The organism is Planctomycetota bacterium (genome assembly GCA_035384565.1).
Classification (GTDB): domain Bacteria; phylum Planctomycetota; class PUPC01; order DSUN01; family DSUN01; genus DAOOIT01.
Genome location: DAOOIT010000008.1, coordinates 23,132 through 35,520 on the forward strand (window position 1 = coordinate 23,132; position 12,389 = coordinate 35,520).

At 68.7% G+C, this 12,389-nt stretch carries 7 protein-coding genes; 2 read left to right on the plus strand and 5 right to left on the minus strand.

The window, feature by feature from the left end:
* Positions 1-184: 184 nt before the first annotated feature.
* From PLE19_04605 to PLE19_04620, 4 genes are all read right to left on the minus strand, one after another.
* Positions 185-1,423, minus strand: a complete 1,239-nt coding sequence (locus PLE19_04605) for an endo-1,4-beta-xylanase (protein HPD14203.1) — start codon at positions 1,421-1,423, stop codon at positions 185-187.
* A 90-nt stretch (positions 1,424-1,513) separates the two neighbouring features.
* Entirely contained in the window at positions 1,514-4,426 is a 2,913-nt protein-coding gene (locus tag PLE19_04610; protein ID HPD14204.1) for an NPCBM/NEW2 domain-containing protein, read from the minus strand.
* Positions 4,427-4,438: 12 nt separating this feature from the next.
* Complete coding sequence (locus PLE19_04615; GenBank protein HPD14205.1) at positions 4,439-5,569, minus strand: reverse transcriptase family protein; 1,131 nt, start codon at positions 5,567-5,569, stop codon at positions 4,439-4,441.
* A 266-nt stretch (positions 5,570-5,835) separates the two neighbouring features.
* The gene (locus PLE19_04620; protein HPD14206.1) at positions 5,836-6,720 is read right to left on the minus strand and encodes a Gfo/Idh/MocA family oxidoreductase; all 885 of its coding nucleotides are present in this window, start codon (positions 6,718-6,720) and stop codon (positions 5,836-5,838) included.
* Positions 6,721-6,919: 199 nt separating this feature from the next.
* Between PLE19_04620 and PLE19_04625 the strand changes: the two genes are divergently transcribed.
* Positions 6,920-8,548, plus strand: coding sequence for a hypothetical protein (locus PLE19_04625; GenBank protein ID HPD14207.1), 1,629 nt, complete (start codon positions 6,920-6,922; stop codon positions 8,546-8,548).
* Between the two features lie 125 nt (positions 8,549-8,673).
* Positions 8,674-10,161, plus strand: a complete 1,488-nt coding sequence (locus PLE19_04630) for a protein kinase (protein ID HPD14208.1) — start codon at positions 8,674-8,676, stop codon at positions 10,159-10,161.
* Here PLE19_04630 and PLE19_04635 read toward each other — a convergent pair.
* Positions 10,151-12,346, minus strand: a complete 2,196-nt coding sequence (locus tag PLE19_04635) for a hypothetical protein (protein ID HPD14209.1) — start codon at positions 12,344-12,346, stop codon at positions 10,151-10,153. The two genes, PLE19_04630 and PLE19_04635, sit on opposite strands and share 11 nt — an antisense overlap.
* Positions 12,347-12,389: the final 43 nt, after the last annotated feature.

Sequence of the window (12,389 nt, forward strand, 5' to 3'; positions counted from 1 at the left end):
GCGGGGGGAACTTCCCGCAGGAAGTTCCCCCCACATCCCCTTCAAGGACTCCCAAGCGTAGCTGTCGGGGTGTGCGGCGACAGTCGCGCACGGCCCGGAACCTGCGTGGGAGTTCTTGGGAAGGAGGGGGGTGGGGGGAGGAAGCCCTTCCTGCGAAGAAGGGCTTCCTCCCCCGCTTCCGAACTCAGCCGAGCGCGACTTCCACCGCGCGCTCGCCGCGGCGGGCGAGGGTGAAGCGGCCCTTCAGCCCGGCGCCGGACGGGAGCTTGGCGCGGACCTCGTGCTCGCCGAAGAAGCAGCGGAGCGTGGCGGCACCTGACGCGCCTGCCGTGACTCGGGCCTTCGTCGCCCACCGCCTGTGGAACGCCTCCATCAGCCAATCATAGAGCGGCTTGGGCGACATGTCCTTGCGCACCAGGCCTGCGGGGGCGCCCTGCCAACTGCCGTTGTCCGAGAAGTCCCACCACGTGATCGCCTCGACGGCGGGGTGGCTGAAGAGGACGGCGTAGAATTGCTGGCCGTACTCCAGTTGGGCCTTCTCGCCATCGGGCGTCGAGTGCCAGTCGTCGCGGCGCTTGTGCCAGTCATCATCTTTCTTGAGCTCGCCCGAGAGAACGGTGGCCTCGGTGAAGTGGAGCGGAAGGCCGAAGCGGGCGTAGGTGTCGCACACGCTCCAGAGGCGCTCGATGGGCCAGACGCCCTTGTGCATGTGGCTCTGGATGCCAATCGTCTTGACAGGGGCCTTCGCGTCGAGGAGCGCCTGCATCAGCTTCTCGAAGTCGGGCGAGACGTTGAAGTCGTTGTACAGCAGCGTAGCCTTGGGGTTCGCGGCATCGGCCCAGCGGAGGGCGTCGGCCACGCAGGCGGCGGCGCCGCGGGCCTTCATCCAGCGGCCCACCGCGTTGTCGAAGCGCGCGCTCACGGTCGCCTCGTTCACCACGTCCCAGAGGTCAATCCGCCCCTGGAAGTGCGAGACGATATGCCTGACGCGCTCTTCCTGGCGCTTCAGCACGTCGGCGTCGGGCAGGGCCTCGGCCCACTTGGGGAAGACCTCGTGCCAGACGAGCGGGTGGCCTTTGGGGGTGATGTGATTGTCGCGGCACCAGGCCGCCATCACGTCGAGGCGGGCTTCCTGGGTCGCGCCTTGCTGCGGCTCGTAGCCGCCCCAGTAGAAGGGCAGGGTGGCGTAGTTGAGCAGTCCGGCGAAGCGCTCGTAGTAGGCGCGCTGGAGCGCCGCGTCCTCGATGGCCCCGATGCGGAAGGCGTTGGCGCCGAGCTTGAACTCGTGGCGGGCGAGCCACACCTCGGCCTCCACGCCCGCCAGCGCCTCGCCCGCCGCGTCCACAAAGCGCAGCGACGCCTCCGCCGTCCGGTGCTCCTGAATGCGCGCCTCGGCCCCCTTGAGGATTTCGTCCCGGTTCATCGGCTGGTTCCTTGCGTTTACCCTCCCGAAGGTGCTGAAACCTTCGGGAGGGACAGAGGTAGGGCGTGCATACCTGCACGCGGTATGGCTTTATCGAAGCAACTGCGCCTCGGCCCAGTCGCCGTGGTCGCCGCTGATGCCGTCGCCGCCGTCGAGGGTCAGAAGCTCAAGCGTCGTGCCACGCGAGACGTCCACCTCGACCTGTTTGGCGGCGGATGCCTTGGTCATCGGGCCGCTGTCGAAGAGCTTCTTGCCGTCGAGTTTCACCTGGAAGACGATGGTGCCCTCCTGGGCGTGCTCGTCGCGGCCGACGAGGCAGCGGAAGGACCTGAATCTTCCCCCGGTCAGATAGTAGACGATGCGGCTCTCGGCATGGGTGCCGAGGCCGCGGGCGAACTTGCGGCCCGCGATGATCATCGGCTTCTCCCACACGCTCTGATTGGTCTGGAGCTTGCCCCAGCCGAGCGTCACATCGTCGGGCGGAAGCTCGTCGAGCCAGGCGGTCGGCGCATCGGCCTTCGGCCACACGCGCGGCGCCGTGAAGACCTTTGCCGCCTGGATCGTGATGATCTCGCGCTGGCTGTTCTGGCCAATCGGCAGCGGGAGCGGCTCGCGCGGCTTCGGCGACTCGCCCTTTGCCAGCGGGTGCTCGGCCCAGAGCCACCAGCCCGCTTCGCAGCGGCCAAGACCCCCGCCGTTAGCGGCCTTGATGGTGACCGCCACATCGCTCTTGCCCGCGGGCAGGTCGAACTCGAACCAGGTCCAGGAGTGTTTCGAGTGGGCTTGGTCGGCCCCCGAGCGAACCACACGGACAGGCACGGACTTGTCACGGACAAGCGCAGCGCACTCGACGACGCCCACGCCGCCACGCGGGTCGGCGAGGAGGTGCATCGTGGCCTTTGCCCCATCGGGCACCACCGCTATGCACTTGCCCGCGATTTCCTCCGCCTGAAGGGCCAGGCCGGTGCCCTCGACCTTGCAGGCAGGCGCCTGCGGACCTTCGCCGGCCGCAGCGAATGGCGGGGCTTGCGTGAGCTGGATGAGCAGCGTCTCATAGCCCTGAAGCGTGAGGTCGAGGGCGCTGCCATGCGACAGCCCCGTCTTCAGCACCTCGTGGCGGGGGTAGACTGTGGCCGCCACAAGCGGGCCGGCGACCGCCTCGCGAGGCCAGCCAACCGATTCGTCGAGCTTGAGGCGAACCTTCTGTGGCTCTATGAACGGGTTCCTCAAACAGATGATGCCGCGGTTGGCGGCGAAGTGGGCGTAGCCGTACCACTCGCGCTTAAAGGGGTCGCCGCCGATTAGGGCCGTGTGCCCGAGCGTGGCCGCGTTGTGGCGGGTCCACTTGAGCACCGAGGCGAGGAAGGCCCAATCGTCCCTGCCAGCGGCCGCGGTGCGGCCGGGCTCCGCGTCCCCCCGCGGAGCGGCGGGACGAGAGGGGGAGGTGAAGAACTTGGGGTTGATGTAGAGGGTGAGGAGCCGGCATCCGCGGCCGACGACCGCGATGGCGTTGTCCTCCCACTTCTCGGGCGTGATGACGATGATGCCGAGATGCTCGATGGCGGAGGGCGGATAGCCTGGGTGCTCGCGGACCCGCTGGCGGAAGACGGCGTCGCGGGTCGTTGTCGCGCTGTCGCGGACGATGGGCGCGGGGACGATTACGTCGGGGTAGTCACCCGACACGTTCCCCCAGATGGAATCGCAGTAGAGGAGCCACCAGGGGCTGAGCCACATGCCGCAGGTGGGGTCGAGGAAGATGCCCGGCTTGGCTTGCTTCGCCGCGGTCATCAGCTCGATGAAGGCGTCAATGTTGGCCTCCTGGGCGTAGGGGCCGGGCAGGTGGCCGTGGTCCTTCGCCTCGCAGCTCGGGCAGAAGCCGTCGAACTTGTAGAAGGCCAGGTCGTACTGCTTGGCGAGGGCGGTGACGCGCGCGGCGATGTCGCGGCGGTACTTCGCGCCGCTCTGGCAGCAGTACCAGGGATTGGAGTTGTGCTCGTAGCCGAGCTTGGCCAGGTGGGGCGCGTGGCTGTAGCCCGACGATGGCGAGAGCCAGAGGCCGAGGTTCGCCTTCATCGCCTTCAGCGGCTCGACGAGTGGCCCGAAGCCGTTGGGGAATCGCTCGGGCACGATGTCCCAGAGCGTCTCCTTCTTGTCCCAGCCGTCGTCGATCGTGAAGGTGTCGAACGACTCGCCGTGGGGGTCGAAGAGTTTCTCCTTGAAGAGCCTGATCAGCTCCACGCAATTCTTCTCGGTCGGCGGCATCAGCGTCCACCAGGTGTTGTAGTTCACGAAGAGCCTTTGCTCCTTCGGTGTGGCCTGGATGGAGGCGATGTAGTCCTGGAAGCGTTGCGCCACGCGGCCTGGCTCGGCGACGCCGAGGACGGCGGTCTTGCTCACGAAGCGGTCGGCCGTGCGGCCGGGGTAGTGCGTGAGCTTCACCGTGCCATTGGCGAAGCTGTTGTGGCCGCCCGGGAACTCGAGGCCCCAGAACGTATCTTCGAGCAGCACCGGTTGCCCAAAGCCCTGACTGGATGCCTTCCCTTCGACGCCGATGCTCCACGCATCTACCTGGCGGATCGGGAGCGCGTGGGGTGCAGAAAGCTCGATATGTCGGCGGAGGAAGGGCGCCGTGCCAATGGAGTAGACGACCTGTAGCTGGATGCCCTCCCCCTGGTTCTCGTAGACGAGTGAATGCCGCGTCTCAACGCCCTGGCGCTTGCTATCGAGTCGTTTGTAGGCGAAGTCTGCCAGGCGAAGTGGCGCCCGCCCCTCGCTGGCCACGCAGATATCGTCCGCCTTGACGGGGAGCGCGCGATTCCCTGCGAGGATGTTCTCGATCCGGAACAGACGCGGTTGCCCGCCTTCAGAGCGGAAGCAGAGCTTGAGGTGATCGTTGCCGAGCACAAGGTCCTCGACGCTGCGCTTCGCGTCCGCCGGCTCGCCGGCCGCTGCGGCGCCGGCAGCCAGCACCGCGAGGACGCAGTGCCATGCGAGTGGCTTCATCTCAGAGCCCCTTCATCCAAGGGCCTTCAGTTCGGCGAGCAGTTGGCTGGCCAGTTGGGGGTGGGTGGAGCGAATGAACTCGATGCGGCCGCGGAGGGCGTGGGCGAAGTGGGGGTGCTTGCCGCGGTTCTGGGCCTCCAGGCCGGTCTTGCGGGCGTTGTGGAGAATGGCGCGGAGCCTCCGCCGATAGGCCCGCGGCACGCGCGGGCCGTCGTTGACGACGAGGCCCGTGACCTCCTGGCGTGCGCCGCGGCGGGCGTAGTGGGTCTTGCCCTTCTTGAGCTTGAAGCCCTCGTTGCTGACGATCTGGTGAACCAGGGGGAGGAAGCGCTTGAGGGAGCGCGCGAATGCCTCGTCGCCGCTGAAGGTCAGGTCGTCGGCATAGCGGGTGTAAACGCAACCGAACTTCGCGGCCAAGCCGTCCAGCCGGGCGTCCAGGTGGCGACAGGCGAGGTTGGCCAGGGCGGGGCTGGTGGGCGCGCCCTGGGGGAGCATGCGGTGCCGCTGGCCGCCGACGAACTCGCGTACCTTCTCCGCCGGCCTCACCGTGCACAGCAGCGCCAGCGGAATCGCCATCTCCTCGCCGTAGCCGAGCGACTGGAAGATGCCGCGCACGCGCCGATAGGTGACGGACGGGAAGAAGTTGTCCAGGTCGAGCGTGAGCACGATGTCCCTGCCCGCGTGGGGCGCGGCGTTGGTGAGGATCGAGCGGGTCTCGACGAAGCCGTGGGCGCTCTCGCTGGCGTGGGTCTTCGCCAGAATCTCGCGGCGAATCCACTGCTGCGCGGCCTTGAGCCTGGGCTTGGGCGCGTAGAGCACGCGGTAGCCGCCCGAGCGCTTGGGCACGGCGAAGGCGGAGTAGTGGGGCGGCTCTTTCGCCGCGTCGGGGAACGTGAGCCAGTCGAGGGCGCCGCGAGGGATGCCGAGCGCCTGGGCCAGGTCATCGCGGCTGGCAAGGTTCGGCAGGCCGTTCTCCGCGAGCAGTTGCGGGCGATGGGCCGCCGTGGCGCGTAGCCGCTGGCGCCCCCGGGGGACCTCCGCACCTGGCCCATCGCCGTAGCGCCGCGGCGAGGCAAGCCCCGCCAGGAAGCGGAGCAGAACCCACAGAGCGATGACGCCGAAGACGACCCAGAGGATGTTCATTCGAGCGGCAATCGGAAATCGGCGACCGGAAGTCAAGAGCCGGGGCGGGGAGGGCTTTACATCGCTCTCCTGTGCTGGAGATGACGGGAATTCGCGGAATTCCCTCATCTCCAGCGGGCGTGAAGCGAGCCAAGGCACGTCCGCGGCGTAACACCGCAGCGACACTTTCGTGTCGGCTAAAGCCGCGCTCCCCGCCCCGGGGTCTGTGTTTCAGAGAGCACTGGGCAGTGCACAGTAGATAGAGTACAGAAGCAGATGCAGAGCTGTCAAGCCTTCACCTTGCCCAGACGGACGGTCTCGCCGGTGGCGGCAGAGTTGACGATGGCGTCGAGGACTCGGATGGGTTCGAGCATCTGCTGGTCGGTGAGGGGACGCTTGCCGGTACGGAGCATCCGCAGGATGCGCGTGAGGCCGGCGCTATAGCAGTCCGAGATGTCCAGCGCCCCGCCGGCCACGCCCTCCTTGCAGAAGGCCGTGGCATAGAAGCCGTGCTTCGAGTCCGCCAGCAGGTGCAGCGTAGCCGTCCGCCCGTCGCCGTAGGACACGGCGGCGACGGTGTTCTTGCCGCTCTGACGCGCCGCGACTTCCGTGACCCCCGTGCCCATGACCTGCTGCATCGTCTCGACCGCGTGGATGGCGTAGAAATGGATGCCGCCGTACTCGCTCGTGGGGTCCGAGGGGCAACCGAAGACGCCGCTGCGGACGCCGCCCAGCTCGGCGCACTTGCCAATCAGTTCCTGCGTCCCCTTCGCCCAGCGAATGGTCGAGTACGAGGTCAAGAGCACCCTGTTGCGATTGGCGAGCGCCAGAATCCGTTTCGCATCGGCGGCCGAGCAGGCGAGCGGCTTATCTACGAACGCGGGAATGCGCGCCTGGAGGAACGGCTTGACGTAGCGGAGATGCAGCCCGCCGTGGCGGAAGACCACGAAGACGGCATCTACCATGCCGATCATGTCGGTCGGCTTCCTCACGATCGTGGGGATCCGGCCCGCGGCAGCCACCTCCTCATTGCGCTCCGGCACGAGGCCGAAGAGCGCAACCACCTTCGCCCCGCGGATGGCCTTCTGCTCGGGCGTGTCGTTCAGGTTGCACAGTTGCGACAGCGCGATGGCGTGCGAATTGTCGGACCCCACGATGCCGATGCGAATCACGTCGTATCTCCTCAAGGAACGCGGGGCAAGCTCCTTCGTGCGCACAGGTTAGATCGGCGTGGGCCGCGTGTCAAGCGCGGCTGGCCCAACGCGGTTCCCCCGGAATTCGGCTTGACACACCCGTGCGGGCGATCTAGCATAGGAGAGTTCCAATGGCGCCGCACCCGGGGCGGCATGCGCAACGTCCTCGAGGCGGGGCATGGCAAACGTGGAGTTCGAGACCCTGGCCGCGCTGCTGGAGCGCGAGGGTGCGCTGTCGGGCGACCGTGCGCTGCCGCTCTTGCGCGAGGCCACGCGCACGCTCTCGGACGCCCACGCCGCGGCCATCCTGCATTGCGATCTTCGCCCAGGGACACTGCTCGTGGCCGGCGACGGCCGCGTGCTGCTGGCCGAATCGGCTCTCTCGCGCCGGCTGGGCGAGCCTCGCCAGCCCGACACCCCCGCCACCGAGCGGATCGCCTCGCCGCTCTACTACCCGCCCGAGGCGGCTCAGGGCCTGCCGCTCGACGCCCGCACCGACCTCTTCCTCCTCGGGGCCACCTTCTATCACGCCATGACGGGCGCCCCCCCGTTCGATGGGGAAGACCCGGAGGCTCGCGCACTCCAGTACATTCGCCACGACGTGCCCCCGCTCGAGGAGCGCGTGCCCGGCACGCCCGTGCTGCTCAACGTGCTGATGCAGAAACTCCTGCGGCGCAACCCCGACGAGCGTTACCAGAGCGCGGCCGACCTGCTCGACGCCGTCGAGCGCACCGAGCGCATGCTCCAGAAGCGCCAGGAGGCGCGGCGCGCGCCGGCTTCGGCCGGTGCGGCGTCCACCGACACGCCGCGGCACGGCAAGCGCCCGCGCGCCCGGCAGGGCACGGCCGCTGCCGAAGCCCAGGCCGAGCGGCATCCCACCACCCGCCGCGCCGCCGCGAAGGCGCCGCTCTGGCAGTCCAAGCCCATCCTCTACGGCGGAGCCGCAGCGGCCCTGGCCCTGGTCGTCCTCGTCGCGCTGCTGTCGCGCGGCGGCAGCAAGCCTCAGGCCACGAAGCCTCCGGCGGCCCTGAGCACCGCCTCCGCAGTCGCGCCCCCGAGCACGCCGGCGGCCACGGCACGCAAGGAGCCGCCCAAGCCCGTCGTCGAGCCTCCCAAGCCCAAGCCCAAACCAAAGACGAGCACGCCCGCGCCCCCTCGCGAGGAGTACACACCGCCCAAGCCCCAGGATCCGCCCGAGGTGACCCCGAGGCGCTGGAAAGCAGTCCAGGGCGCAGCGGCCGGCACCGAGACCTATGAGGAGTTCCTCAAGCGAACCAAGGGCATCGAAGTCGTGGACTACGAGGACTACGTGGTCAACTGGGAGTATGCCGGCCCCTACCACGATCCCGCCTGCGCGGAGAAGTGCGGCCCCTTCGACAACGAGTTCCCGCCCGAGAAGCCGGGGGAGACGCCCACTTGGGCGCCCATGCCCAAGGGCACCGACGCCGGTCGGCCCTGGCTCTTCAACTTCCGCCAGATCACCGAGATCGCCCAGGTGGCCAGCGAGCGTGCCGCCATCTACCTGCGCACGCGGGTCTATTCGGCCCTGGAGCGCGACGTGCAGATCTGGGCCGGCAGCGACGACTCGATCAAGATCTGGCTCAACGGCCGGATCGTCCACTCGAACCGCCGCGACCGCGCCGTCCGGCCCGACGAGGACAAGCTGGACGTGAAGCTCAAGCAGGGCTGGAACGACCTGATGGTCAAGATCGGCCAGGGCAACGGCGAGTGGGGCTTCTGCTTGCGCTTCCGCACGCGCGACGGCGGGAAGGTCGAGGAACTGCGAGCCGACCCCGCCGGCAAGTAGCCCCTCCCCTCCCCTGCCACGCCACGGCCGCCCAGCCACGGGCGCTTGACAGGTCTCCCGCACCCCTCTACCATATTGCCACCCGGCCGCGCGCCCGTCCCCACGGCTTCGAGCCCCGTTTGCGCATGGACGATGTTTCCTACGAAACCCTGGCGGCGCTGCTCGCGCGGGAGGGGGCGCTTCCCAGCGACCGCGCGATCGCGTTGATGCGGGAGGCCGCGCGCACGCTGGCCGACGCGCACGCCGCCGGCATCCTGCACGGCGACTTGCGGCCCGACACTCTGCTGGTGGCCAGCGACGGCCGCGTGCTGCTGGCCGAGTCGGCCCTTGCGCGGCGTTTCGGCGAGGCCCGCCAGCCCGATACCCCCGCCACCGAGCGCCTCGCCTCGCCGCTCTACTACCCACCCGAGGCGGCCCACGGCCTGCCCCTCGACGCGCGCACCGATCTCTTCCTGCTGGGCGCGACTTTCTACCACGCGATGACGGGCGGCCCGCCCTTCGACGCCGCGGACCCCGAGGCCCGCGCGCTCCGCTACATCCGCCAGGAGGCGCCGCCACTCACCGGCCGCCTGCCGGGCACTCCGGTTGTGCTCAACGTGCTGATGCAGAGGCTCCTGCGGCGCAACCCCGACGAGCGCTACCCCAGCGCCTCCGAACTGCTCGACGCCCTCGAGCGGATCGAGCGCCTGGTTCAGAAGCGCCAGGCGGCCCGCACGGTCGCGCCAGCGGCTCTGCCCCCCGAGGCCGAGCGCCGCCCGCGCACCCAGCGGCTGAGGCCCGGCGCCGCACCACCGAGGACCGAGCCGGTTGAGGATGAGGCGTCTGCCCGCCGGGCGGCCCGCAAGCCGCCCGTCTGGCAGTCCAAGCCCGCCATCTACGGAGCGGCGGCCGCCGCGTTCCTGCTGCTCGTCGCGGTGCTGCTGATCCTGCGCAGCGCAGAGAAGCCGCTGCCAGCGGTGCGCGTGAATCCGCTCGAGGCGCTGCCGGCGCCCATGCCGCCGCCACCGCCCGAGCCGCCGAGGCCCGAGCCCGCGCCGGTCGCCCCGCCCAAGCGGGAACCCGAGCCTCCTCCCCCACCCAAGACGTCGGTTGCGCCCAAGTCACGCCCCCCCAGCCTCGAGGAGCGCCTGGAGGCCATCGAGCGCGAGCGCAAGGAGCGCAAGGGCCGCGGCCTGACCGACGGCGACGATGCCTTCACCTGCCACGCCATTGACGGCACGATCGAGGGCGTCGTGCGTAGCGGGAATCAGGACCAGCCCCATTACGAGGCCCGGGCCGATCGCGACTGCATCGGCTTCTGGAACCCGCAGGACTCTCTGGTGAAGTGGCAGGTGACGATCAAGAGGCCGGGCACCTATCAGGTCGAGATTCTCTTCGCCGCCGAGGACGCAGCGGCGGGGAACGAATACGTCGTCTCGGTCGCGGGGCAGGAGCTGCGCGGCACGGTGCGCCGCACGGCCAACTGGGGCACGTTCGAGACCGACAACCCCGGCGCCGTGACCATCGAGAAGGCAGGCGACGTCACCGTCCTGGTCAAGGCGGGCAGGAAGAAGAGCCCCGGCGCCCCCCTGATGAACCTGCGGGCCGTCAGACTCCGCCGGGTCAATCCTTAGTCGCTCCACGCCCCGAGCCGAACGGGTTGCTGCGCCCGAGGTGGTACAGCCGGGTCTGGGGCGGATTCACCGCGATCCTGATCTCCCCCAAGCCCTCGCCGAGCTTCCGCCGGGCAATGAGGTCCCAGACGGTTGAAGGCTTCGGGAGCTTGATCGCCCGCCGGCCGGGGCGGACGGAGTGAACGGCGAGCGTGCACGAGTCGGCGAAGACGAGGTCGTCGTCCGATTCGCTGTAGATGTGCGTGCCGCTGTAGCGGGCCAGTTCGCGGAGCAGCGGCGCGGGGAGCGGCACAGCGCAGGTGAATACCGACGTCCAGCCCCCCATCTCACGGATGACCAGACCGGCCCCGTCGCGGGCCGTGGGCCACTGGATGCCGCCGAGGCGTCTCACCTCGGGGTCCTCCCGGGGCACGAGGAGTGGGCCATAGGGGAGCGAATCGCCGTAGTCCAAGCGCGACGCGAAGCCCTCTGTAATGGGATGGTCGAAGCGGTCAATGGTGACGAAGCGGGGCGATTCCTTGCGAACGAGTTCCAGGGGGATGCCAGTCAGCTCGATCGCGGACTCGGCGGAGAGGCGGCGGCCATCGGTGATGCCGCTGGCGGGGCCGAAGATGCAGACGTTGCCTTTGCGGAAGACCTTCTCGCGCAGCAACTTCAGGCGGTCGTGTGTCACGTGGAACAAATTCGGGAAGAGGAAGACCTTGTGGCAGGAGGGGAAGTCATCGCGGGCGAGGTCCTCGAACAGATGCAGGCGGAACGGCACGCCGCACCTCGACAGCCCGTAGAGCCGCTGGTGGATGACGGCGAGGTACTGGTAGCCGATGGTGAAGTCTTCGTGGATGACGCTTGAGTCGTCCACCACCATCACGATGCAGGGCACTTCGCGGCGAGGCCAGTTGACCGCGGCTTCATGGACGACGCGGCGGGCAACGAGGACATCCTGGATGCCGTCGTCCATGAAAAAGCTCGGGCCACAGACGTCCATCGGATAGGTGTTGTAGCCGCGGGAGAGCGAGGAGCCGAGGTTGCGCCACAGCCCCGCCTTCGCCTCTTTCATGTCTTTGAGATAGTTCCAGCGGCCCTCCTCTGAGAGGCTGAAGGTGCGCTGGTCTTCTTCCACGAAGAAGAGCTTGCCATGGGCGACGACGGAGTCGCCGATGCCCTCGCCCTCGTAGCCAAAGCCCATGCCGCGATGCAGGTAGTCGTGCGGTGTCACCACCACGTCGAGCTCGGGGAGGTCGAGGAGCTCGGCCATGGCGAACGCGCCGCTCACGGGGTGCATGGCGCCGCCGTGGGTCTGATAGTCGCCGACCCATCGTGCGACGAGGGGCCAGCCGAGGAGGGTCTGCTTGAAGGCGTCAATGCCCGCCAGCTTGTTCGGTGCCGCGCGCTTGACGGCGGAGAGGATGGTGCGGAAGTTGCGCCCGGTCAGCTCGCGCATGTAGAGACAGTAGTCGCGCTCGACCGCGGTCTCCTGTGGCTCGGGCCAGTGGAGGCGGCGGGGGATTCGCTCGAGCTTCTTACCATCGGTCGAGACCTCGCCGTAGCGGGTCTTGCCGCGCTCGTGGAAGTCGCGGTCGTCGGGCACATCGGCTTCGGGGCGGCCATTTCGGCGGAGAAAGGCGCGGAAGCCGGCCTGCATCGCGGGGCTGCGGTCGAAGAGATAGCCGTCGCAGGTGAGCTGGGTCGTGCCCTCGCCGAGGGGATAGACCAGGTAGCCGATCACCCGCTCGCCCCAGGGCTGGCGCTCGCAGAAGCGAACGGTGTTCTCGATGAAGCGGCCGAGCTGCTCGTTGTAGCTGTCGGAGGCGAGCGATGCCTCGTCGTAGACCTTGCCGAAGCTGTTCAGCAGCAGGTCGCCTGGGTGCTTCTCGCGCCAGCGCTTGGGCGGGCTGCTGCCGAAGCGAATCCAGAGCAGCGCGTCGGGCGCGGCCCTGAGCACCTCGTGAACCATCTCGCCAACATAGTGCTCGGCCTCCTCCGGCGTCACGTCGGGGAACACGCCGTCATCCGTCCAGAACGGCGTCGTCCAGTAGTCGTTCTCCACCCCGCCGCGGACGGGCACCATGAAGACCTTGCAGCCGTTGGCGGCGAACTTGGAGATGATCTCGCGTGCGCCCTTCCACTCCATCGCCCCGCAGTAGTTGTAGCAGAACGCTGGAATGGGCTTGCCGGCGCGCATCACCACCGGCTTGCCGCGGAAGGGGACGACGCTGTAGACGGGTGTG

What these genes read in the sequence shown, in the direction of transcription:
- PLE19_04605 (HPD14203.1), bottom strand. Translation starts at nt 1,423, where the DNA reads ATGAACCGGGACGAAATCCTCAAGGGGGCCGAGGCGCGCATTCAGGAG.
- PLE19_04610 (HPD14204.1), bottom strand. Translation starts at nt 4,426, where the DNA reads ATGAAGCCACTCGCATGGCACTGCGTCCTCGCGGTGCTGGCTGCCGGC.
- PLE19_04615 (HPD14205.1), bottom strand. Translation starts at nt 5,569, where the DNA reads ATGAACATCCTCTGGGTCGTCTTCGGCGTCATCGCTCTGTGGGTTCTG.
- PLE19_04625 (HPD14207.1), top strand. Translation starts at nt 6,920, where the DNA reads ATGGCAAACGTGGAGTTCGAGACCCTGGCCGCGCTGCTGGAGCGCGAG.
- PLE19_04630 (HPD14208.1), top strand. Translation starts at nt 8,674, where the DNA reads ATGGACGATGTTTCCTACGAAACCCTGGCGGCGCTGCTCGCGCGGGAG.